Below are 23,752 nucleotides of genomic sequence, written 5' to 3'. Positions count from 1 at the left end.
TAAGAGTTAGCAGCTAAAACTCAACAGTTAATAAAAAAAGCGCCTCAGCAAAAAGCTGTTGGCGCTTTTTTTTGCAAGCAGCTTGCGCCTGACAGAAATAGCAGCAGTTGCTAATCTTTTCTACCTTGACGGCTAGCTGTTTGAATGTACAGAATGATTAGAAAAACACTGGGAACCAATACAAACAGAATGGTTGCCACAAACCCTAAATCGTTAACTTCCATGAAGACGCTCGCCTCTATCGGAAAATAGAAAAACACACACAACTAGGATATCACTCAAAGGCAAAAGGCAAACTCGAAGACAGAAGAAGAGCTGACGGACAAGCGTCGAAACCCGCTTTCTGCCTGGATGCCTTCCTGCCCAATCTCTTATTTGTCCTAGAAACCAAGTTTCTTTTCCTAGGCGAGCAAAAGGCGTGATTATACAGTGAAATAGGAAAAAAAACACAATTTTTGCCTTCTGCATTTTTCTTTCCTTCTCCATCTCTAGCCTCTCTAGCCTTCTGCCTTCTGAAACTCACGGTTTAGTCTTCACGCTCACCTGGCCATTGACCATAGCTTGACAAGCCAACCGATAGTTTTCGGGCTTTTTCTTGAGCTTGCGGTTCTCAAAGTCAGTGCGGGGCGACAGATTTTCACTGCCCTCGACAATTTCCACAATGCAGGTGCCGCATTGACCGTAGCCCCCGCAATTCATCATCTTTCCCGAAAATGTGTACAAATCGATGCGGTTCTCTAGAGCTTTGAGCCTCAAATTGGCTCCGTCTGCTGCGATGACTTCCTGATTTTCCTTCACAAACTTGATATTGGCCATTGCCGATTCCTTAACGCAGTTGACATCGAACTCTATTACAAAATATTAACTAATGTGTCCAACGTTTAATACCCGATGTCTAATTGCCTTTGTGATTAAAGGACGCGCGTGCGTAGCTATCCGGTAGGGAATCGCCCCAACCCAATCTCAAGGAGCATCCGAGAGGTTATTAGTCGGAAGATTGCTCACAGCACGCTGGAGAGACGAAAGCCCCAGGTTGTAGGTGACAATTGCCGACAATCGGTTTCTCTCAGCCCTAGTCAAATCAGTTTCCGCCTGAATCACATCCGTCTGAGTACCCACACCAGCTTGAAACCGGAGTCTCGCCAGACGCAGAGCTTCCCTTGACTGCAAAACCCCCGCCTCAGAAGTTTCGATATTCTCAAAACTCGACTCCAAGCCAAAATAAGCTTGTTCTACTTCCCGGCGAACCTGGTTGCGGAGTTGGTCAAATCGACTTTCGGCGATCGTAATATCCGCATCCCGCTGTTTCACCCTGGCGTTTGCCGCGCCCCCATCGAAGATACTCCAAGTCAAACTCGCCCGGATCGAATAACCATCGGCCCAGCCGCGAGAAGTATAGGGATCGGGGTTATCAGGGTCTTGTCCCAGTACGTTGTAACTACCCCCAACACTGAGTTGAGGCAAACGCCCCGCCTGAATCGATCGCCTCTGCTGCTTGCTGATATCCCTCTGCACCAACTGCTGTTCCAACTCGGGGCGATTCTTAAAAGCCTGCACAATACTCTCTTCCAAAGACAGCCTCCAAGAGCCCGCTTGCTCTACCGGATCAGCCGCTGTCAAGTTCGCCGACTGGCTGATATTCAAAATCTCAGCCAGACGCCGCTGGGCAACTCGCTGATCGCGACGAGCAACTGACAGTTGTTGCACTTCGTTAGCCAAATTTGCCTGAGCCTGCAACACAGCAAACCGGGTTCCCACCCCTGCCCGTTCCAAAGCTTCGGCATCCCGCAAACTTTGCTGGGCATTTCTCACCGAAGCTTGGCGGATAGCAACTTGTCCGTCGGAGTTTTGCAAGTTGTAGTAAGCCTCAGCAGTATCGAAGCGGAGTTCCTCGGCTTGGCGTTCCACATCCAGTTCCCGAAGGCGCAACTGTTCCTCTGCCGCGCGGATGTTAGCCCGCCGCCTTCCGAACAAATCGATGTCATAGCTCAACTGCAAAGTGCTGTTGAGACTGTTGCTGCCGAAATTTGTGCCGGCTTGCTCGGCGGGCTGCCCGGTTCGGTTAGCCACAGCGTTGAGGCGGCGCTGCCCAGCCCGGATTCCGAGTTCTCCGCCTGCACTCATAGAGCGGCTGGCGTCCATTTGAAAATTCAGGTCTGGATAAAGAGCAGCTTGCTGTTCGCGCAAAGCTGCTCTGCTTTGTTCCACTTGCTGTCCGGCGATTTGCAAAACTTGGCTGTTGCGGCGGGCGAGGTCGATCGCCTGCTGCAAGGTAATTGACTCAGTTTGCTCGATCCTGACATCCTCCGGGTTTGTTGGAAACAGCAGTGGATTAGGGTTGGGTTCCAGGGAAGCCGGAGGCTTGGTGTCTAGAATGCCCCTCGGAGGCACAGGGGGGAAACTTTCGTTGGGAGTGCCCCGGAGAATAGGTACCGGGGAACTGGGCACAGGAATATTGTTGGGAGGGTTCGGGGAAGGCTGCTGAACCTCTGTCGGTTCCAAACCTCTTAGTGGTGTGGAACCGCCCTGAGACAGAGTTGATGGGGCAGCCGGAGCAGCCTGTTGAGGCTTTGATGCTTGCTCGGGCTGGGTTCGAGTTGATGCGATCTTGACTCCCCCTTGCTGCTGAGACTCGGAGGTTTGAGGATTAAGGGCGATCGACTGTTCGGCCTCTGATGCGGATTCTGCCGCTGTGTTCGAGGTCGATCGAACATTCTGCCCTAATTCGAGCTGATTGCTAAGGGCCACACTGTCCTGAGATTGAGCCGGAGGCTGTGCTGAAGCACTCTGTGCGGCGTTGCCCAAAGTAATTGCAGCGCCCACTCCGACTACGATGATTTGACGAAAAACACGCATAATTTTTTAATTACTCTGCAATCCTAGAGACAATTTTAGAGCAAGATTGAGGTCTCAAGTTTCTAGTCTGTAGCCTGAACTCGACGGTTACAAGTCACAATTACCATACTCATCTTAACTTTTGAATGTTCGATTCAAAATTTAGAATTTAACTTCAGCATTTGCCAGACCGATCGCCGCCGAGATTAGTTCCTCTACTCCGCTCACCGGCAAAATCCGGGTTTTCAGCGAGCTGGCGAGCTGTTCCAGGGTCATGTCGTCTAGAAAACGCGGTTCCCCCTGTTTTAGCATCACCGACGGCAGCAGGATGCCATCTCCCAAGTCTCGCCCCTGCAAAGCTTCGAGTAAATCTTGCCCGGTGAGCAAACCCGTAACAGTGATGGTTTGTCCCCAGTAGTGGCTGCACAGTGCTGCCATGTTGACGGACAAGCCGGGAATTTGGTTTAGTTGTTGTACGATCGGTTCAAAAGCTTTTTCTACAGCATTCCCCACCACCCAAACTAACTTGCGCTCTGGCTCGACTTGCATCGGTTGCAGCTTCTCAAAAGCCGTTTCAAACTGCTGGATAAACTGGCGGATCGAACCGACACCGTTACCGATTTGCGGATAATCTTCGTAATCGGCAGCCGACGGCAAATCTAAACCAGCTATTAAAAACCACTCGTCAGCCAGCCAAATGCACCGCGATTTTGAATTCTGCTTTTTAGCTTTTCCGCTACCTTTTCCTTGACTCAAAATCACTTGAATTTTCTGCACTTGTTCGATTACTTCTCGCGCTTTTTCCGCAGTTACTGCGATTAGTTCATCTTCTGGAGGGCGAAAGCGAGTTAAACCCACCGGCACGACAGCCACCGATGCTACAGCCGGCATATTTCCGGTATGGAATTTTGCCAAATCTAACAAAGTGCGTTCTAAATGTTCGCCATCATTAATACCGGGACAAACAACTACTTGAGCGTGAATTTGCAAGCGGCGTTCTTGAAACCATTTGATTTGTTCGAGAATCTTCCCAGCGCGAAGATTTTTTAACAGCCTAATTCGCACTTCCGGTTCCGTAGCGTGTACGGAAACATAGAGAGGAGAAAGCCGCATTTGTTCGATTCTGTCCCACTCTTTTTGAGTCAAATTTGTGAGAGTCAGATAGCTGCCGTAAAGAAAGCTGAGGCGGTAGTCATCATCTTTGAGATACAAAGTTTCGCGCTTTCCTGGAGGCTGCTGGTCGATAAAGCAAAAAGGGCAGCGGTTGTTGCACTGAATTAGTCCATCAAAAAGAGCAGTTTCAAATTCCACTCCCAAGTCTTCGTCATACTCTTTTTCTATTTCTAATTTGTGAGTTTTGCCTTTGGCATCTAAAACTTCTAGTTCGAGAAATTCATCGGCGCACAGGAATTGATAGTCAATTAAATCGCGGGGTTTTTGACCGTTTACGGCGACGATTGAGTCTCCGGGTTCAAATCCCATTTCAGCGCAGATGCTGTCGGGAATAACTTTGGTGATTAGGGCTGGTTTAATAGATGATTCGCTCATAATTTCGGAATTATTTTTTGGGTTAGATTGAGTTTTTACATAGCTTTTTGAGGCTTTCATGTGTAAATATAACCCTCGTACTATCTTCCATTCACCTGTCTCAATTATACAGGTTTAGTTTAGTTTAAAATGCTGAAGGAGAGTAAGAAGGGGTTTACATACATCAGCGACTTGCGGTCTTCTAGATTAGATCATGTATTGTACAGCATCTGCGACACAATTATAAGTTAGCTTGAAAAAATCAATGATAGAGCTATGAATCATTAAATCGACCTTTACTGTGAGCGGCTCATTCCTGGTTTATCGAGCGAGCCACTGAATGCTATTTCCAATGTGTCTTTCATTATTGCAGCATGAGCTATTTGGCAATTAGCTCAGCGACACCACAAAATATCACTTGGTATTTGGATACTGATTGCTTTAGACACCAGTATTAATATATTAATATCGGAAGTTTCCTGTTTCATACATTTGCAACGCGATGGGCAAATTTACTAGATGTGATTCCTCTTCGCCTCTTTCAGCTTTGTTTTATATGGCTTTACAGTCATCGGGTAGTTAGGATGAATTAAGGATATGCAGGAGTATTACTTGCAGTATTCTTTTTTATTAGCGATTTTAGCAAGCAATTTACAAATCTTCTCAATAGTTCTATTTCGTATGCTCCTGCATTTTTGGTTTTGCTCGGACTAGGACTGTATCACTATCCACAGCAAAAGCGCGTACCATTCATTCTATTAGCAGCAATAGGTTTATTCCTATTAGCCCTTGCATTCCGTACTCTCAATCGGGCAATTTGTCCTTTTTTTTCAACTGGTACTCATTTCCTCTGGCCTCTTTGTAATGATGTTTTGCTCTACCTGTCAGCAAGAAGCCTGCTCTGAAATTGGTCAGAGCGAGTAAAAGATTAAAAATCAAAGTAAGATATAGCGCATACTCACTCTCAGGTTCCCACGATCGCATACCACAAACTCAGCATCAGGCACAAACTCGCTAAATGTTGTGGAATCAAAGATTTAATCGAGCGCTTGGCAATTTTTTGAGTCACAAATATTGTAACTAATAATGATACAATCAAAGTGAAACCTTGCAAGAAACTAATCACCGCTGGATCGCCGATAAAACTCGGTAAATCGTCTCTAATTTGTCCGAAAGTGGCAAAAGCTACGGGAATCACTCGACCGCCTTCCTGCAAACCCAATCGCCAATAGTGAGCCAAACTACCGCCCCAGACTAAGGGCAAATAACCGTAGGCGCTAGAGACAAATGAGAGGGGTTTGTAAGTTGTAAATGGCATGGTTTCTGCTTGTCCCAATCGATAAATTGCCTGCATGATTGCGTAGGCAATTAGGGGAATCATCGGCGGGATAATTAACACTGCGAGCGACAGTCCTAAATGAGGTAAAAATTGCTCTAAATTGATGCCCAGCCCCAACCAGCTATTTATCTCCGGCAAGCGATGCAGATAAATACCGCCTAATAATAGAAATAACAGGGCAACTTCATAACTGTGAGGAACGTGGGTAGTCCATAATTCAATGCCGGGAGGGCGCAGATTTAATTCTACCGATCGATGCGGACAAGCTTTCAAGCAAGTCATACACAACACGCAATCTTTATTATCGGTTAATTGGGCGGGATGGGAATAAATCGGACAGCCATTAGTAGTTAATCCTTCCCCCAAGCCGGGGCCGCCTTTGTAACATTGGTAGGTGCTGCATTCCGCCGCGCAGGTTCCTTGTTGGGCGCGAAGTTCGATAATTGAGAGTTTAGCAAATAATCCATTCATTCCCCCGATCGGGCATAAATAACGACACCAAAATCGCCTCTCGAAGATTAGGGAAAAAATTACCGCCCCGGCGGTGATGAGCAACAACAAACAACTGGATAAATAGGCGGTATTTTCTAAATTCCACAACTCTTCCCACAGAAATATCAGAGTAAATAGTCCAAATAGAAGCCAGCCACCCCATTTCTCGGCTTGTTGGCGCGGCCATTTATTGAGAGTTCGAGGGAAAATTTTCAGGGATAGTTTTTGGACGATTTCCCCATAAATCATAAAAGGGCAAAAAGCACACCACAATCGTCCGATGATGGGAAATAATAATAAAATTAACGGCCACCACCACGCCCAAAAGATATTTAGGGCAAAATTATGTTGTCGATCTTGGGGAGCAACAAACAGGATAATTACCACCAATGCAAACACCCAGGTGGTAAACCAATAATTCACGCGATCTGGATACCAATCGCTCCGTAAAAATTGCCGAAATTTTGGATAAATATTTAATAAATTCAGCCGAAACTTTTGTTTCTTCGCTGCCTGGGCCCAAAACACTTCTTCCGTTAATACCTGACTCCCCTGTGCTTGAACTAAGGCGCGATCGACCATTCCCTGCAATTCCTGCAAATTCCCTGGAAAATCGTAGGCTTGTAAGCGGCGAATTGCTTCCGGTGTAACTTGGGGCTTGACTAATTTCTTTTTGCGACCAATGATATTGAGATAATAGTTAACCTGTGCTTCTAAATCTGTTTTTCGCACCCGCAAGGATGGGACTTTAATCTTATGTTGAGTCAGCTTATCTAGCTTGGGCTGCACAATTTCTGAGATTAAAATTATCCGGGCATTACTAGAACGCGGTGGTGGTGGTATTTGTCCTTCCTTGACAACTAGCCTGTAGGTTCCATCGGTTAATAATTGCTGAATTTGGGGGCATAATTGAGCGGGTAATTCTTGCACGTCATTTAAAATTAACGTCCCTTCCCCCAACCATTCCAACAGCCCCGGTTTGCCGCCCAACCGCCCGAATAATTCCGCTCCATTAGCCTGAAGTAAAGCACTTTTAATTTGAATAATTGGCTCGTTGCGGCGATGGGAACCGAAATGAATTAAAGCAGCTAAATTATCCTTTTCTAAACCAGGTTCGCCAGAGATTAATACCGATCGGCTGTCACTCGATGCCGTGCGAATTTGTTGGCGCAATTTCACTGCATAACGACTATTGCCAATGACTCCCCGTCTCGCCCTAGGTACTAGATAGCTGCGGAGGGCATTTTGACGCTCTCGTTCGTAGGCAATTTCTGCTTCTAGCTGCTCTAATTTCGCCGCCAAACGTTGAGCGTAGGCTTCGGCGATCCGTGGATATCTTTCTAGCAAAGCACGCCAGCGATCGGCACTAATTACCCAAAATTGACATTCTGTCCGAGTTATAATTCGGCTATCTGCAGGTTGCGATCGCTGGAGGGCAGATAAATTGACGATCGCCCCCGGCAACAAACTACTCGCCCACATTAATCCCGGTTGTTTGCTGCGGTAGCGATCGGCTTGTCCCCGTTCTAAAATATAGAGATTAGTGACAGGCGTATCTTCAATTACCACTCGAAATCCGGCGGGAAAAGTTGCCATTTCCATTTCACCCGCGATCGCCTGTAAAATCTCGCGGGATAATATGCCTAATTCGGTACTCTCTTCGAGCCAGTTAACTAATGTTTCGGTAGACATCGCTTAGCGTCGGCGAAAGCCGAATCGTGATAGTTGGTGTAGCATATAACAGATTCCAAGTTTATGAAGCACACCCCAGAAACCCGGTTTCTCTGTACCAATAGCTGAAAACTGCTATATATTATAGTGCCAGAACTCCTCATCATAATTCCAAGTTAACCTCAGCCATTGTTGAGTTCCATCAACGAGAGTTTTTCGTTTGAGTAAAGCCACTTTTCAAAATTCACTTTACAGCGTCCCCACTCCTTGTCTGTCATTGCAAACCAATCAGTATCCCTATTTCTGCCACGCACAATCATATGTTGTCGGAAACGCCCTTCATAGAGAAATCCCATTCTGGCGGCTGTAGTTCGGCTAGCATGATTAAGTGCATCGCATTTCCACTCAACTCTACGGTATGAATGGCCGTCAAAAAGATGCTGAAGTAATAAAAACTGTGACTCTGTATTAACTTTACTTTTATGTACAGCAGGGCTAAACCACACATGACCGATTTCTGCTCGACTGTGATTGGGAACGATCGCTAGTAATGCGACAATCCCCACTTGAGTATTACTGGAGTTTTCAAAGACTGTCCAAGTCAAAGGATCGGACTTACCAATCATTTCTGTTTCCATCCAGTATTGCATGGCAGAGGGACTTTCAAACGGACCATAGAACAGATAGTTCCACACCGCTTGCTTTTCAGGAGTGCCATGCGAGATCGAATAGAGTTCACCTACATCTCTTGTTGGAACGAGGGGCTTCAGCGTGACAAATTGACCCTTGAGTTGGATATATTCTGGTGGTTGCCAATTCTGTTGCTGCATAATTTTTTATCGTCGATCTACAGCATTTCTTAGCAAGAATTTACTGCTCGATTATAGATTACAATGAAACTGTATAACGACCAAGGTTAGTAGCGGCAGATAACCTTTGCATGACTTCCACAAGCAGGATTAACTTTCAAATTGCCAGTTGACAGGTTGCCACTCAAATCCACCTCGATCGCGCGATCGCAAATGTCCGATACCCGGATACAGAAAATGATAGGCCAACATTAACGTGCGATCGCCTGCAATTTTTTCCTGTACAGCTTGGCGGGTAGTTGCAGCCATCTCTCGATCGGCATCACAACTTAGCTTCCAGTGTGGGTTCCATAAATTAATCCTATTAATTTGAACCGTAACTGAGTCATTAAGTTGATTATATCAGTTCACCATCTTTAATCTTGGTCTTATTTTCAAGAGACTCAAAAAATTGCGAAATCTCTTCAGTATATCTGATGTGAGCAACACTTTTGCTACTTCGCGCCCGATCGATATATTGGCGATATCCTTGGAGTTAAATATTTGTGAGACAACCAAAGCACGCGGTAACCGATCATCGAACCCTTGAATATTGGACTATTTTCTGGCCAGCCTTCGGGCGGATTAAAGTAAGCCGAGATCATTCGTTTAGTCACCCACCAGAAATGCACGTATAGCGGTAGATCGACATAAACCAGAGTATCCGCCTCATCAAGTCGCAGCCAGACGGTTTCCATGCAACCAAACCCGTCAATAATCCATCTGTCAGTCTGCCAAATTTCCTGATGGGCGCGCTTCTAGTGTTCCTGTGACACCTCAACGCCGCCCGATCGATATTTAATCTTGTCCAAGACGTAAAGCGGCAACCCAGTGATGTCGGATAATCTCTTGCTGAGAGTTGATTTACCGCCTCCAGGGTTGCCAAATACTGCTACTTTTTTCACAGCCACTCTCCTTTTAGCGTTACCGAAATTAATAGGATACAAGCCCCATCCTTAAGCTTGACGGCTTTTCTATACTACAATAATTACGTAAAGTTTTTCCACGTCAATGATACTTTTAGAGTTTAAGGCTAAGGCAAAAACAACTCAATACGCTGCTGCAGACGAAGCGATTAAAACCGCTCAGTTTGTCCGCAACAAATGTGTCCGTTTTTGGATGGGCAACCGAGGTGTGGAACAAAAAGATATGTATCGTCACAATACAGCGTTGAGAGCTGAATATCCCTTTGTCAAAGCCTTAAACTCTCATGCTTGTCAAGTTGCAGCTCTTACGGCATATATAGGGCAAAAAAGTGTGAGTAAGGTGCGAGGGCGAGCGATTGCTTTCTTACCCATTACCGGACATAACTCACCGCCCTTGAGAAGGGCTATAATTAGGTTCAAGTCAGTCCTATTTTATATATTTCGCACTGCCCCACCTGCGAGCGCCGTTAAAATGGCTACGCCAAAAGCTAGCCGATACAATACAAATATCCACGTCTTTTGAGTTTGCAGGAACTTCATTAGCCAGGCGATCGACAAATAAGAAAACACAAATGCCGAAATCGTTCCCACTATCAAAGCTGCAACTCCAGCATCGCCGATTCCTTGTGCCAAATCACCCTTTAATTCCACTAATCCAGCCAGAGTAATCGCGGGAATTCCCAATAAAAAAGAAAACCGCGCGGCGGCAGGTCTTTCCAATCCCATGAACAATCCTGCTGTTAGAGTGGAACCCGATCGCGAACACCCCGGAATCAATGCGATTGCTTGAGCTAATCCCATCAAAATACCGTCTTGAACAGTTAACTTTTCAAAAGTGCGATTGCGCTTGCCAATTTTTTCTGCTGTTGCTAAAAGTAGCGACATGACTATCGAAGCAATGGCGATGCTGGCCAAACTCCTGAGCGGCGACTTGTTAAAACCTGGAACCAATGCCTTGATTAGCAGCCCAAAAAAGGCTAGAGGTATTGTTCCCAAAACAAATCCCAGCGCCAGTTGAAACTCTTGCGATTTGTAGTCGCGCCGCACCACAGCATCTACAGCACCCAAAGTTATAGTTGTCAAGTCTTTCCAGAAATACCAAAGCACTGCGACAATACTGCCCAACTGAATTACAGCAGTATAAGCAACCCCCGGATCGCCCCATCCCAGGGCGATCGGCACTACCTTCAAATGAGCGCTGCTGCTGATGGGCAAAAACTCTGTTAATCCTTGTATAATTCCTAAAACAATCGCCTGCACCAGATTGATGTTAGCAGGCCCGGAAACCTCAGCAGCGGGCGTTTGGGCGAGGAGTGCGTCAAGCAAAGCTATCATTAGTTGTGAATTCCCAGTTGTCAGTTTCTAGTAATCAGTTTAATTTAAGATCATGCAGCCTTCTGGGAAGCTAGAAGCCCACCCCACCACAAATAAATTTTATTGTGGCGCGGACTGGAACTGTCCGCCCCTGAAAAGTCGATGATCGCAAATAGTGATCTTCGGCCTGTAGAATCGCCTTGTCGATCGCAAGTATCAGCAATTTATGATCATCGAGCCGAAACTACTTTAACCTACTCAACAACATTTGCCTACATTTTGCTGATAGACTTAGGAAAGTTTTTGCATCTGATTTCGCTTTCGTTACAGCAACTGCCCACAACCTATGATATTTCCTGAAAACAAAAATTCAATTGTTACTGCTGCTTCTGGCATCCGCTGGCTGAGGCGAATCTTGTCAGCCAGTCTTGTAACAGTAGCGATCACACTTAGCTTCATACTGCTAAGCGGCACGGCGCCAGCTTTAGCAACTCTTACCGACGATCGCTTTGACGGTACAATCTTTGCCCTCTACGCCGGCAACGGTTCCCTAGTTCCTCCTAAAGTCAAGATAGCAGATTCTTTCAAACGCCATAAACCCGTACTGTTAGTTTTTTACACTGATGACAGCAGCGACTCCAAGCAATACGCGATCGTCGTCTCTCAACTCCAGGAATTTTACGGCCGCGAAGCCGATTTTATGCCCATAACAATTGACTCCTTGCCTCCGCAACCGTCACCAGAAATCACCGAACCGAGCCATTATTACGAAGGTTTCGTACCTCAAACTGTCATCCTAGACCAATCGGGGAAAGTAGTTTTTAATGAGAAAGGACAAATACCATTTGAACAGGTAGATGATGCTTTTCGGAAAGTATTTGACTTGCTGCCCAGAGAAAAATCTATCCCGCTCAAACGCCGTGTCGTGAACGAACTCAATATCGAATTGTCGAAGTAATAGGTAATGGTAATTGCTGGTCGCTATAGCAATTTTCAAGGATTCCTTAACGAGAGTTTTGTTGTTTTATATTGGGTAAGGTACGCAATGCGCGCCCTACATTTAGGGTGATACAGTCAACAGTCAACAGTCAATCATCATTGTGCCTCAGTAATTATTTACAAACACCATCTCGGGTATCAGGGCAAAATGGACGTGAACTATTTAAACTTTAAACAATGAGTAGAACCTTAATTCCTGTGATTCTGGCCGGTGGTAAAGGCGAACGTTTTTGGCCGCTGAGCCGCAAGCAGCGGCCCAAGCAGTTTTTGAGTCTCGACGGTAGCGGCAAGAGTTTGCTGCAGGCTACTGCGGAAAGACTTTTGGAATTAGGTAACGGTTGGGAGGATTTGTGGGTGGTAACGTCGGAAATGTTGGCGGCGGGGGTTCGCGAACAGTTGCCACTGTTACCACCGGAGAATTTGCTGGCGGAACCGGAGGGCCGCGATACTGCGCCAGCGGTGGCCTGGACTGCTATAGAAACTGCGAAGCGTTACGGTGAGGATGCGGTTGTTGGTTTTTTCCCGGCGGATCACTGGATTGGGGAACCACAGGAGTTTATCAAGACTTTGGAGGCGGCTGCAGAGTTGGCGAAAAATCAGGATGCGATCGCCACTTTGGGAGTCAAGCCGAGTTATGCTTCGACTGGTTACGGCTACATCGAACAAGGCGAGGAAATTGGCAGTTTTGGGGGTTTTCCGGCTTATCGGGTGGCCAGGTTTACGGAAAAGCCCGATCGCACCACTGCTGAAGAATTTGTTGCCAGCGGCAAGTTTAGTTGGAACGGGGGCATTTTTGTATTTCGAGCCGGAACAGTCTTGACAGAATTGCGAAATCATGTACCGGAAATGATGGCTGCTTTGGAAGCAAAAGGCGCACAGGCTTACTCGGAATTAGCCAAAATAAGCATCGATTACGCACTGATGGAAAAGACGCAAAAAGCCTGTGTTCTGCCCGTAGGGTTTAGCTGGGATGATTTGGGTGATTGGAATGCGATCGGTCGTTTGCTGCAAGGAGACAAACCGAATGTCGAGTTAGCAAAACACGTCGGGATTGACACCAAAGGCGGCATTTTCTATGCAGCGGATGAAAACGAGGTGATTGTCACCATTGGTTTAGAGGATGTGGTAGTTGTCAGAGATGGCAACGTAACTTTGATAGTGAAAAAGGACCGGACGCAGGAGATTAAACAGGTGATTAAAGTGTTGGGAGAAGATGAGAAATTGAAAGATTTGTTGTGATGTAAGTACGGCACAGATTGGGCAGGCGAATCCACAAAGAATTAATCAGCATTGAGCCCGACTTTCGTTTTTTAATCTGTGTCGTACTTTACTCTTCTAGTTTTGTTGTTCGCACTTCCACTGAAGCCATTTTTGTAGCAGAGTCATAATTAAAGCATCTGCTTCGTATAGTGACATAGGTTCTTTTGGTGGAGCGTGCTTATCGACACCATGCCGTGCATCATCACCAATTGCGCTTTGACTATTAGCAGTATGCGTGAATTGGCTAATCTTATCTTTAGTTATCCACTGTTCAATCTTTTTTTTACCAGCATCTTTCTTTATTGACAATTTCATAAACTTTGTAAAGATTAATCCAGTTATGTTCAAAGTCCGTAATTTGTCTGAAAACATTTTTAACTATCTCGTCTTCTTCTGCCAGCTTCCTCCAGGATTCAAACTCTAAATTACGGATTATATCTTGACCGCTTTCTAGTTGGATAGAAAAAGAACTTGAATCCACGCTAATTGTGGCTGAAAGCGCAACCCACCTCTGACGCTTACCTTCTTCGTCAACTTCCCAGATGATATGAGGCTTAAGACGTGGAAAATCTGTAAAATGAATCATTGCAACAGCACTTATAACTTGAAGAAGTTTAGTAGCTTCAAAAAGTACATCAGACGGCTTTGTTAGTGATTCCCAGCGCGAAGAAGTTAGGTAATATTCACCATTCTCTGCCATTAAGCTCAACTCATCTGATGAACGCAGCAAGTTCGACAAATTGTCAAAATCCGACTTTTTAACATCTAGTAAAACTAGCCATTTCATTGAAAAAACCTCCTAATCGTAATCTTTAAGGAAATACAACTGGCTTTTTTGCGATCTAAAAAGGAGAGACAATCGCCAATGGTGGCATTGCCTCTCCTCCATTCTGTCTGGGACTTTATTTTTTCCCAAGTCCCCAACAATTAACCGTTCCTCAAGAAGGATTAATCAATCAGTTCCGGCGTAGGAACTTGTGCATTAATCTGAGCCTGAGAAAACGAGGGCAGGGCCCAAGTTGTCTCACCCGCTTTAAAAACTTTAGCAGGGGCAACATTCAATTCAATACCACCCGTTGCTGCACTCGTTGTAGCAATTAGCTGCGTACCATCTACAACCTTAATAGCAACCGGTTCAGCCAAAGAAAGTGGCTGAGTCGCCGGGCCTAAAGTAGCTTGAGCCCCTGCTGGCAAGTAAATACCATCGCAATCCCAATCATCATCTGTAATCTCACCCGCTGCCAGGAAATAAAGTTGCGTCGGCGATTTTTTCGGCTTATTCGCATAAACTGCCAGCGTTTGCCCGGTTTGATTGCGGCACTGAGCCCGCTTTTTAGCAGTTTCAATCACGTACTTCTGCATTTGCAATTCGGACAACCGCTGTTGGTACTGTTCAGGCGTATAACCCGCAGTCGAAGGATCGCTCTGGGCTGACAAAAGTTGATTCAATTCCTGTGTCACTTCCGCATAGTCAGCCCCCTTTGTGAAATCTTTGCCTGCCCAAGAAGGCTGAGCTACAGCTAAGTTTACGAAAAGCACTAAAGCCACCAGAATTAGTTTTAAAAACTTGCTCATTTTTGTTGTCCTTTGTGTAAGAAATCAGAGTTTGTTCTTAGAAAACCCCTCCACTTTGCTGAAGTTATAAATTATTTTTCAACTTCAGCAAAGTGGCGGAAACTTGAACTCTAGCTTGCCTAAAATTTTTCGACTTTAGGTGCAGTCTCTAACGATTGATAACTGTCTTTAAGCAATATCAGCAGCCACAAACAACTGATAGCTACAGTAACTACCATTAAACCGCGATTCTCTAGAGTATGGCTATCGAGCAGGATCAGCGTACCCAGACCCATTAAAACGAAGGGAACAAGGGAATTACCGTAGCGGACAAGTAGGGTCGCGATCGCGCTCATGCGAGTTAGTTGATAGGCCACATAACACCAGACACCCACTAGCAAGAAAAAGACGCTCAGAATCACTAGCAGGCTATCCCAAGTGCAGTTGGCAAACAACGGGACATAAATCCCCACATTATCACCTCCATTAGCAAATGTCACCGCAGCTACGCTATAAGTTTGTGGCGATAAAAGACTAGCAAAGATAGTGGATTGAGGCGAATCTGTAGCAGTATTTTCATCATCAGCCTCTGTATCTCGATTTAGCAGGCGGCTGACTCCAATGGCAATTGGTACTAACCCCAACATCCCCACCCAAGGGCGCGGCACCATCATACAGCCAAAGAAGCTAGGAAGACTAAGCAGCACCAGTGCTGCGAACCCAAGATATTGTCCTGTAACAATGTGTTGCCGTCTAAAAACAGCATTGACTTGGGAGAAAAACAGCAGCAAGATGACAATATCATCTAAATTTGTGGCTGCGAAAGCTGTAAGACCTGTGGAAATAGCGGTAATGAATGGGTTCATATCTAACTGCCTAGATTGTGATGTAAATATGCCTGGAATAGGGCAGGAGATTAATTGATTTATAGGTTTTTTTTAGGTTAAAACTGTTACTTAACAGATTGGCGAGACTGACGCTCTCATTCACTGGTTAGTAACGTCGCTTGTCACAGCTTGAAATAGCTTAACGCGGATACCGAATGTGTAGAGGGCTTTTGAGTTGGAAGTGAAATTGGCATAACTTCTGCATATTTTGATGAGTAAAAGTTCGATTTAAATACTTGGGGAAGCAGTATGGGAACCTCAGCCTTCTGCTTCTGATAGGAAGCAGAGGGTTTAGCTGCTTCATTACCTTCGGTAATTGCCTTAACGGGAGCTGGCATCACCATCTCTTTGATGGGACTGACAGATTCCTGTTGCTGATTGAGCTTTTCCATTAAGTCAGGAATGTCGTGGCTTAATCGATCGAGCTTTTCGTGCAGCAGTACCACATCGTGAGCGGCTTTGAGATTAACTTGATGATTGTAGAGATTTTGTTCGCGTTCGGCATCCGACTGGCGGTTTTGACTCATTAACACAATCGGTGCAGTGTAAGCAGAGGCAAAGGAGAATACTAAGTTGAGCAGGATGAAGGGCTGCTGATCCCAGTGAGGAATGCCCGGTGTCAGGTTCGCGCCCACCCACCCGGCGAGGATTACTGTCTGTCCAATCAAAAAGGGCCACGAACCCACTTTCGCTGCTAGGGTATCTGCTAACTGCTGTCCGCGAGTCAAGGCTTTTTCCTCTGGTTTTTGAGGCGTAAGCTGTAAAGGTCTTTGATGGCTGGCGGTTTTCCTTTTTGCGTTAACGCTGTTGGATAGAGTGGATTTCATGGCAAACCTCACGGGTGAATGTCTAGTTGAAGCTGACTGGTTAATGTTCGCTGGCGTTTTTCTTTGATGCCTTTACTTTAGTCAAGCTCCACTCATAAGAGCAAATGTTCTTTTTTATCAAATCAATCACTTCAATTTATAGACTGGTTGGGAAATAGTAAAGCCAAAGTCAAGACGGGTATTGTATCCAGAGGCGGCAAAGCTAGAAGTTTAGAACCAATCCCAGCAGATGACCATGATACTCAGTGGCAGACAGTTCTCGTTTGCCTTACTCGATCAACTCGGCTGCAAATATGACGTGGAAGAAACTCAAACTAATTGTACATTTGCTAGAAACGACCTATGAAAAGGGGATTAAGGCTCCATCTCAGGAACTAGAACAGTACCTCCGGTTCTGGCATCGCTCCGAAATCCTGTCTAAATGGGATATCACAATTGTTCCCACTTGATTGGGCTTTTATTTAATCGCCAGTCGCTTTCTGGTAAAAATACTTTAGGCTGTTTCTCAATCAACTTATTCCACTCTGCGGAATCGACATGGGGCAACATCTTTTCAATATATTTTACAAGTAGGGGATGCAAAATATTTTTTACCTTCTATAGACAATCCTGGGCCATTCAATTTATTCTAACTATAAGTAGCAAATGATTTTAGCTACCTAAGCTCACACAAAGAAGAAAGATATTCATCGGCCACCTGTATCTGATTATCAAATGCTGTAAGAGTGTAATCTTTGTAAATCTCTCTGAGCATTGTTGAATCCCGAAACAGCCTGGATTGCAAATGCTCTGCGGTTATCATAATTTTTCATTGTAAAGGCATTGTGTGCTGATTGGAGAGCGGCACGGAAATCAGCATAAAAAATCACGTCTATTTTATGCTCAATTCGCTTTAAACGTTGTTCAATTTCTTCTAACCGCTGTAGTACGACACTAAATCCTATACATGAGACAGCTAAAGTGAGGATACTCGCAACCGAACCACACTGAGATACTAGGGTTAATACTTGAGAAAGATTAGGGTTTACTTCACGCCACATAGCAACTATTTCAGGCGGCTGCTTCTGTGCATCCCGAATCACACTGCCAACTCGTACATATTTCCCACTTTCTAAACCTTGATTAATCCAGTCAGGAATTGTAAATATTCCATCAACTGCACTCATGTTTTTGACCAGTTTCTAAATCTGAATATTTACTTTACATATATAATTATTTTTTTGCATCAATAAATTTAATTATAAAAATATTATGTCTGCTTTAAATGTATATTACGATGAGGAGTAATGCCAAAGCCAAAAACCGATCGCCCCCACACCCCAAAATTCGTGAAGCGAAGCTATCCCGTAGGGAATCGCACCCTTTCGCCCAAGTTATTCCCCAAGACACTGGTCAGCCCGGTCAACAGCGCTATCCTAGTAGTTATATAGCCCTTAAACCCGATCGACCCGGAGGCCCCTTGTTTAGCCTAGTTCAAAACACTTCTCGCAAAGGAGAAATTCTAGAGGTCGTCTTCCGCAACGGTTGGGACTACATGAAAAGCCTCCTAACCGGCCGCAAAACCGACGCACCCAGTCTCCCAACTCCAGCAGTTCTCCGCAACATCCTCGTCGAATTAGGCCCAGTATTTGTCAAATTGGGACAATTGCTGAGCACCCGTCCCGACCTTTTACCGGCCAGCTACATCGAAATCCTCTCCACGCTACAAGCGGAAGTACCGCCCGTACCGTGGTCACAAGTAGAAGCAATCGTCCGCCAGGAACTCACACAATCTCTCGAAAATACCTTCGCCAAATTTAACACCGAAGCCGTCGCCGCAGGTTCGATCGCCCAAACCCACAAAGCTACTTTAAAAGACGGCCGCGAAGTCGCCCTCAAAGTTCAGCGTCCCGGTATTGAGATTGTCATCGAACAAGACATCGCCGTACTCCGAGGTTTGGCAGAACTTGTCATGCTCACAGACTTCGGTCAACAATACGATATTGTCGCCTTAGCAGAAGAATTTGCGATCGCCCTGCGTGCAGAACTAGACTTCATTCAAGAAGCCAGCTACACAGACGAACTGCGCCGCAATTTATCTAAAAGTAAATGGTTTGACCCCACACAAGTTGTCCTACCAGAAATTAACTGGGAGTTAACTACAAAAAAACTCTTAGTAATGGAGTGGCTGAACGGAGTCCCGATTTTGTTAGGCGATTTGCAAGGAATTCGCCACCAAGGAGATATAAATGCCGAACGCGAAGAAATTACAACGCTGCTTTGCCGCGTTTTCTTCCAGCAGTTGTACATCGACGGATTCTTTCACGCCGACCCGCATCCCGGCAATTTATTTTATCTCAAAGATGGCCGGATAGCCCTGCTAGACTGCGGCATGGTCGGCAGATTAGACCCGCGCACTCAGCAGAATTTGACCGAAATGTTGCTGGCAATTGTCGATTTAGATGCTCAGCGCTGTGCTCAATTAACTTTGGAAATGGCAGAATTTGCTCAGCCGAAAAGTTTAGCAAATCTCGAAAACGATTTGGCTCGAATGCTACGCAAGTATTACAATGTGAGCTTGTCGCAAATGAACTTGTCGGAAATTTTTTATGAGGTGCTGGAAATCACCCGCAAAAATAAAATTCGACTGCCCAGCAATCTCGGTTTGTATGCAAAAACTCTAGCTAATTTGGAAGGACTGGCGCGCTCTTTTAATCCCCGATTTAATATTGTAGAGCAGGTCAAACCGCTGATGACCGATATGTTTCGGCGTCAGTTATTAGGAGACGATCCGATCCAAGCTCTGCTGAGAACTGCCCTGGATCTCAAAAGCTTATCTTTGCAATCTCCGCGACAGGTGGAAGTGCTTTTAGACCGAGTTACTTCGGAAACTTTGAAGTGGAACTTGACCCTAAAAGAACTCGACCCGCTGCGTCGCACTCTGGGGGATTCTGCGAACCGACTTTCTTTTAGTATTGTCGTGGGTTCGCTGATTGTAGGGGCAGCAATTATTTCTTCTAACGCACAAACTCCTCAGCTATCTTTTCTGAGCACTGGTTTGTTTGGGGCGGCGAGTTTTTTGGGCTTGTGGTTAGTTATTAGCATTATGCGATCCGGCCGTTTGCGGAGTTAATTGTCAAGGAGAAATGGGGAAAATCATGAGATATATAGCCTTTCTCAATTTGCGTGAGGTACACAGGCGACCAATTCCCGATCGGATTGCCATTCGCAGAGATATCTTGAAATTATCGGCGTTAATCTGTGTTTATCTGCCTTAATCTGCGGTTTTCCTATCTACCGCACTGTTGCCAAGAAAGGCTATAGCATCCTCAACTGTTAAGCAACATCTCTGACTTAAGATAGGCGATCGCCCGCAGCAGCTAAGTCTAAGCTAGAAATTGTTCCATCAACCTAATTGAGGAAAAAAAAATGAGCAGCGGTCACGCCAGCCATAAAGGCTCTTCCACAAAACCCAATACCAACACTAACGGTCAAATTACATCCCCTGAAGACCAACCCGCTGATCCGCTAAATCAAGAAACATCCGGTTATCCGTTCCATAACGAAGCAATGGAAAATCCTGTTGCCACCGCGCGGCCCGGCGAAGAGGCTGAGTCTGCCGAAGAACAGCAATAGTTATATCGATTAAATTGTCATCGATATGCTATCTGCGACGTGGTTGATTAGAGGTTTGATAAAAATTAGGTTTGTACTAATTACATCTTGCACTTCCATAGTCCGCCAGGGGTTTCAATCTCTGCCGGACTCTTTAGGCAGGTTCAATAGTACGTAAAAACTTCAAAACTAAAAACTCAAGTCCTTACGAAAAACCTATTTAACATAAAATTAAAGTTAGGGATTATTGCTAAATGAGCGGGATTAACCAAGTAGTGGAACAGGAAAAATTGCCGGAATTGGGATTAGTCTGCATTACAACATCCGATGCAGTGCGCTTTCGCACTGTCACCCGGAAGCGACTTTTACAGCTTTCGGAAACTGAACAAGAAACAGTATTGCGCGAGTTGTATGCAGACAACTTAAAGCGGCTTGACAAAGCGATCGACTTCTGTTTTGCTAATCAGATTAAGCTCTACCGGATGACTTCTGCACTGTTCCCTTTTGCAGATACAGATTTGGGGGAAGCAGTGCTACACTCTATGAATGAGGAATTGCGGATTACGGGCGATCGCGCCATTTCCCTCAACATCCGTTTGGTACTCCACCCCGATCAATTTGTCGTGCTCAGTTCCGACAAGCCTGATGTCGTTGCAAACAGCATTAAAATTCTCGCCACTCATGCTTTAATTTTAGATATGTTGGGACAGCCCCGATCGCCCCAGGCACTGATGAACATTCACGGCGGCAAGAGCGATCGCACTTCGCAACTCAAGTCAGTCATCCGCGATTTACCCGAATCAATTCGATCGCGCTTAACCTTTGAAAACGACGAATACGCTTACAGTTCCTCGGAAATTTTAGAAGTTTGTCTCGATACCGGCGTACCAATGGTTTTTGACGCCCACCACCACGTCATTCACGAACATTTAGAAAGTTATGACGACCCCAGCGTTGCCGAAATGCTCGCAGCAGCCCGCACAACTTGGTCTGTTCCTGAATGGCAATTAGTACACATATCGAATGGAAAAGAGTTTTTTACCGATCCGCGCCACAGTGATTTAATTACAGAAATGCCTAATTGCTATTATCAGGCTCCTTGGATTGAAGTAGAAGCTAAATTTAAAGAATTAGCTATTGAAAAGTTGCGCGCCGAATGGTTGTCTGCGAATGTTCCACAATTGAGCAATGTGTCGTAGGGGCGGGTTTTACAAACCATCTTTGCCTAACACGAATAATCTCGAAAACCCGCCCCGCCCAACGGTAAATCGCAATATACCTTTTTGTTAAAACTATAAATTATGTGTGGACGATACACTTTAACTACTTCAGGTCAAATCATCGCCGAGTTCTTCAAACTGTCGGAAGTTCCCGACATCAAACCGCGATACAATATCGCCCCAACTCAATCAGTTGCCACAGTAACAGTTGAAAAAGAAAAAATGCAGCGACAGTTTCAATTTATGCGCTGGGGTTTGATTCCAAGTTGGGCAAAAGACATGAAAATGGGCAGCAAGATGATCAATGCGCGATCGGAAACAGTAGCCGAAAAACCTGCTTTTCGCAGCGCTATCAAGCACAGGCGATGTTTGATAGTCGCTGACGGCTTCTACGAATGGCAACAGCAGGGAAAGAACAAACAGCCTTACTATTTTCAAAAGGCAGACGGCGAACCTTTTGCGTTTGCCGGTTTGTGGGAAAATTGGGAATCTCCAGAAAAAGAAAACATTGTATCTTGCAGTATAATTACTACCGAGGCTAACGAAACAGTGCAGCCGATGCACGATCGGATGCCGGTGATTCTCCCCGACAGCGATTGGGAACAGTGGCTAAATCCTGCTGTTAAAAATGCTCAGGAAGTTTTGCCCTTGTTAAAGCCCTATGCTTCCGAAGCTATGAAAGCAAAGGCGGTAAGTGCGATCGTCAACAGCCCCACTAGAGACACTCCCGAATGTATTAGCGATCGGCAATAAATTATTGGATCGGAGAAAACCGAGATAGTTTGAGTTATGATCTAAAATGATGTTTGAGTTGTAGCTTTGGTTTTATAAGAATCAGTTTAACTCAGTTGTTATTTGCTCAAACATTTTTTTAATCTTAACATCAGTTAGAAGACCAAAAATATGATCGGATACGTTACACTCGGTACCAACGATATTGAAACGGCAGCAAAGTTTTATGATGCTTTGCTTGCTGAAATTGGCGCTCGACGATTCATGGAATTCGACGGATTTATCGCATGGAGCGTTTCTCCAGAGCAACCAGCACTTGCTATTACAAAACCCTTTGATGGTAACAGAGCAACTGTTGGGAATGGAGTAATGATAGCTCTTCAAGTTGACAGTCCCGAAAAAGTTAACTTAGTTTATAACAAAGCGATCGAACTTGGGGCTAAGGATGAAGGAGCGGCGGGGCCAAGAGGCGTGTTGCCGGGGTTTTATGCGGGATATTTTCGCGATCTTGATGGGAATAAGCTGAACGTGTTTTGTATGACTGAGCCAAACACTTAAGATTTTTATTTTTCGTGAGGCTCTCAGAAAAAAAGCTCTTTCCGATAATTAGCTATTAGTTATCAATCCATAAATAAGAGTTGATAACTAATAACTAATAACTAATGACTAAATTAACTGTCGTACATCCGCGCTTCAGCCGCCTCGGGATTTTCCTCGCAATACTGGTCAAAAGCCGTTTTCTCAAGCTTCATCGATCGCTGGTGAGAAGCCTCAGCCTGCATTTCCTCTACAATATCCCACGCTACCGCGCACTCTCTAGAAGTAGCGCCTTTCTCGGCACAGATAGTTCTGGCATCCGCGATCGCCTGTTCGATTTCTTCGTCAAATAAAATACTCTTCGGCTTCTCGACAAAATCGCTTTTTGTCAATATATCCGTGACCGAAATAATGCCCACTAGCTCGTCCTTAATCACCGGCGCCCGGCGGATGCGGGTATTCGCGAACAACCTAGCCACGTATTCCACGCCCAAGTCTGGATTCACCGTAATGCACGGTTTGGTCATAATCTCGAAGACGCGGACTTTTTTGGGGTCTACTCCGTAGGCTGCTACTTTATAGACAATATCCGTTTCCGTGACAATGCCGTATGCGTCTTGTTCGTGGCGACGTTCGACAATTAAAGCGCGCAAACACAAATCGTTCATCATCGCCACCGCTTCAGCTACCGTTGCTGAACCGCGAATGGTAACAACTTCTGTTGTCATAATATCTTGGGCTTTCATCATCATTTTTTATTGTTTCCCGCTGATAAAGTCTACTGCGTCCCGATTTGGGGCTGTCCATTTGATTTGTGATCATCATTAGGACTTACCCTCCGAAACCCGGTTTCTACCAAAAGATTGGGTTTAGTAACGATAAATCCGGTCTAGCCACCAGGTTTCTGAGAAATCGTGCGATCGCAAACTAATCATAAAACCTTTAACGGCACTCGGGATGACAAGTTGCCTGAAACAGCCCCTCGCTTCCCCGGAACCTCTGGACTCCGCGATTTAGCGCTCAGACGGGGCTAGCGTGCGATCCTCCAAGCAAGAGTCAAGTATTGGGGGGATCAGATCTTTGAGCTTGTTGGGATCAGATTTTCCAGCCCCAGTCTCAAAGAAGCAAAAGTTAACACAAACTAAGCAACTGCTTGCGCTCGCACAGATCCCCGCCTCTGATAAACTTGA

At 45.4% G+C, this 23,752-nt stretch carries 24 protein-coding genes; 7 read left to right on the top strand and 17 right to left on the bottom strand.

Annotation, left to right across the window (positions count from 1 at the left end; all coding sequences use genetic code 11):
* Positions 1 to 110: 110 nt before the first annotated feature.
* From psbM to QUA25_RS13520, 10 genes are all read right to left on the bottom strand, one after another.
* Positions 111 to 224, bottom strand: a complete 114-nt coding sequence (gene psbM, locus QUA25_RS13565) for a photosystem II reaction center protein PsbM (protein WP_015177760.1) — start codon at positions 222 to 224, stop codon at positions 111 to 113.
* Positions 225 to 519: 295 nt separating this feature from the next.
* Positions 520 to 816 (bottom strand): 2Fe-2S iron-sulfur cluster-binding protein, encoded by a 297-nt coding sequence (locus QUA25_RS13560; RefSeq protein ID WP_333038569.1) that lies wholly within the window; start codon positions 814 to 816, stop codon positions 520 to 522.
* A gap of 147 nt (positions 817 to 963) precedes the next feature.
* Positions 964 to 2,856: a TolC family protein gene (locus tag QUA25_RS13555; RefSeq protein WP_333038567.1), complete on the bottom strand. Its 1,893-nt coding sequence runs from the start codon at positions 2,854 to 2,856 to the stop codon at positions 964 to 966.
* Positions 2,857 to 2,997: 141 nt separating this feature from the next.
* The gene (locus tag QUA25_RS13550) at positions 2,998 to 4,383 is read right to left on the bottom strand and encodes a TIGR03279 family radical SAM protein (protein ID WP_333038565.1); all 1,386 of its coding nucleotides are present in this window, start codon (positions 4,381 to 4,383) and stop codon (positions 2,998 to 3,000) included.
* Positions 4,384 to 5,326: 943 nt separating this feature from the next.
* Entirely contained in the window at positions 5,327 to 7,885 is a 2,559-nt protein-coding gene (locus QUA25_RS13545) for a sigma 54-interacting transcriptional regulator (protein ID WP_333038562.1), read from the bottom strand.
* 161 nt (positions 7,886 to 8,046) lie between these two features.
* Positions 8,047 to 8,694 carry a GNAT family protein gene (locus QUA25_RS13540; RefSeq protein WP_333038559.1) on the bottom strand — a complete coding sequence of 216 codons (648 nt, stop codon included), beginning with the start codon at positions 8,692 to 8,694 and terminating at the stop codon, positions 8,047 to 8,049.
* A 129-nt stretch (positions 8,695 to 8,823) separates the two neighbouring features.
* Positions 8,824 to 8,982 (bottom strand): hypothetical protein, encoded by a 159-nt coding sequence (locus QUA25_RS13535; protein WP_333038557.1) that lies wholly within the window; start codon positions 8,980 to 8,982, stop codon positions 8,824 to 8,826.
* 185 nt (positions 8,983 to 9,167) lie between these two features.
* Complete coding sequence (locus QUA25_RS13530; RefSeq protein WP_333038554.1) at positions 9,168 to 9,410, bottom strand: hypothetical protein; 243 nt, start codon at positions 9,408 to 9,410, stop codon at positions 9,168 to 9,170.
* Between the two features lie 60 nt (positions 9,411 to 9,470).
* Entirely contained in the window at positions 9,471 to 9,617 is a 147-nt protein-coding gene (locus tag QUA25_RS13525) for a hypothetical protein (RefSeq protein ID WP_333038552.1), read from the bottom strand.
* Between the two features lie 453 nt (positions 9,618 to 10,070).
* Positions 10,071 to 10,973, bottom strand: coding sequence for an undecaprenyl-diphosphate phosphatase (locus tag QUA25_RS13520; RefSeq protein WP_333038548.1), 903 nt, complete (start codon positions 10,971 to 10,973; stop codon positions 10,071 to 10,073).
* Positions 10,974 to 11,298: 325 nt separating this feature from the next.
* Here QUA25_RS13520 and QUA25_RS13515 point away from each other — a divergent pair, with 325 nt between their 5' ends.
* Positions 11,299 to 11,910 carry a thylakoid membrane photosystem I accumulation factor gene (locus QUA25_RS13515; RefSeq protein WP_333038545.1) on the top strand — a complete coding sequence of 204 codons (612 nt, stop codon included), beginning with the start codon at positions 11,299 to 11,301 and terminating at the stop codon, positions 11,908 to 11,910.
* A 218-nt stretch (positions 11,911 to 12,128) separates the two neighbouring features.
* A complete protein-coding gene (locus tag QUA25_RS13510; RefSeq protein WP_333038542.1) occupies positions 12,129 to 13,190 on the top strand; it encodes a mannose-1-phosphate guanylyltransferase in 1,062 nt (353 codons plus the stop codon).
* A gap of 96 nt (positions 13,191 to 13,286) precedes the next feature.
* Here the strand turns inward: QUA25_RS13510 and QUA25_RS13505 are convergent, their stop codons facing one another.
* The 6 genes from QUA25_RS13505 to QUA25_RS13480 form a co-directional block, all read right to left on the bottom strand.
* Positions 13,287 to 13,526, bottom strand: coding sequence for a hypothetical protein (locus QUA25_RS13505; RefSeq protein WP_333038540.1), 240 nt, complete (start codon positions 13,524 to 13,526; stop codon positions 13,287 to 13,289).
* Entirely contained in the window at positions 13,495 to 13,998 is a 504-nt protein-coding gene (locus QUA25_RS13500; protein ID WP_333038539.1) for a hypothetical protein, read from the bottom strand. Before QUA25_RS13500 ends, QUA25_RS13505 begins: the two co-directional genes overlap by 32 nt.
* 161 nt (positions 13,999 to 14,159) lie before the next feature.
* Entirely contained in the window at positions 14,160 to 14,786 is a 627-nt protein-coding gene (locus QUA25_RS13495; RefSeq protein WP_333038538.1) for a hypothetical protein, read from the bottom strand.
* A gap of 119 nt (positions 14,787 to 14,905) precedes the next feature.
* Positions 14,906 to 15,631: a cadmium resistance transporter gene (locus tag QUA25_RS13490; protein ID WP_333038536.1), complete on the bottom strand. Its 726-nt coding sequence runs from the start codon at positions 15,629 to 15,631 to the stop codon at positions 14,906 to 14,908.
* A gap of 143 nt (positions 15,632 to 15,774) precedes the next feature.
* Entirely contained in the window at positions 15,775 to 16,479 is a 705-nt protein-coding gene (locus QUA25_RS13485) for a DUF1003 domain-containing protein (RefSeq protein WP_333038534.1), read from the bottom strand.
* Between the two features lie 710 nt (positions 16,480 to 17,189).
* On the bottom strand, positions 17,190 to 17,645 hold the full coding sequence (locus QUA25_RS13480; protein ID WP_333038533.1) for a hypothetical protein: 456 nt from the start codon (positions 17,643 to 17,645) through the stop codon (positions 17,190 to 17,192).
* A gap of 293 nt (positions 17,646 to 17,938) precedes the next feature.
* Here QUA25_RS13480 and QUA25_RS13475 point away from each other — a divergent pair, with 293 nt between their 5' ends.
* The 5 genes from QUA25_RS13475 to QUA25_RS13455 all read left to right on the top strand — a co-directional run bounded on the left by QUA25_RS13475 (position 17,939) and on the right by QUA25_RS13455 (position 22,583).
* Positions 17,939 to 19,591 carry an AarF/ABC1/UbiB kinase family protein gene (locus tag QUA25_RS13475; protein WP_333038641.1) on the top strand — a complete coding sequence of 551 codons (1,653 nt, stop codon included), beginning with the start codon at positions 17,939 to 17,941 and terminating at the stop codon, positions 19,589 to 19,591.
* Positions 19,592 to 19,887: 296 nt separating this feature from the next.
* Positions 19,888 to 20,094 carry a hypothetical protein gene (locus tag QUA25_RS13470; protein ID WP_333038531.1) on the top strand — a complete coding sequence of 69 codons (207 nt, stop codon included), beginning with the start codon at positions 19,888 to 19,890 and terminating at the stop codon, positions 20,092 to 20,094.
* Between the two features lie 233 nt (positions 20,095 to 20,327).
* Positions 20,328 to 21,272 (top strand): UV DNA damage repair endonuclease UvsE, encoded by a 945-nt coding sequence (gene uvsE, locus QUA25_RS13465; RefSeq protein ID WP_333038528.1) that lies wholly within the window; start codon positions 20,328 to 20,330, stop codon positions 21,270 to 21,272.
* Positions 21,273 to 21,374: 102 nt separating this feature from the next.
* The gene (locus tag QUA25_RS13460) at positions 21,375 to 22,046 is read left to right on the top strand and encodes an SOS response-associated peptidase (protein ID WP_333038527.1); all 672 of its coding nucleotides are present in this window, start codon (positions 21,375 to 21,377) and stop codon (positions 22,044 to 22,046) included.
* Between the two features lie 150 nt (positions 22,047 to 22,196).
* Positions 22,197 to 22,583, top strand: a complete 387-nt coding sequence (locus tag QUA25_RS13455; protein ID WP_333038523.1) for a VOC family protein — start codon at positions 22,197 to 22,199, stop codon at positions 22,581 to 22,583.
* Positions 22,584 to 22,696: 113 nt separating this feature from the next.
* Here the strand turns inward: QUA25_RS13455 and QUA25_RS13450 are convergent, their stop codons facing one another.
* A complete protein-coding gene (locus QUA25_RS13450; RefSeq protein WP_333038521.1) occupies positions 22,697 to 23,314 on the bottom strand; it encodes a CP12 domain-containing protein in 618 nt (205 codons plus the stop codon).
* Positions 23,315 to 23,752: the final 438 nt, after the last annotated feature.

The organism is Microcoleus sp. Pol17C6, assembly GCF_036701145.1.
Lineage (GTDB): Bacteria > Cyanobacteriota > Cyanobacteriia > Cyanobacteriales > Microcoleaceae > Microcoleus.
The sequence above is the reverse complement of the archived record's forward strand: the minus strand, read 5'-3'. Positions and strand labels throughout refer to the sequence as shown.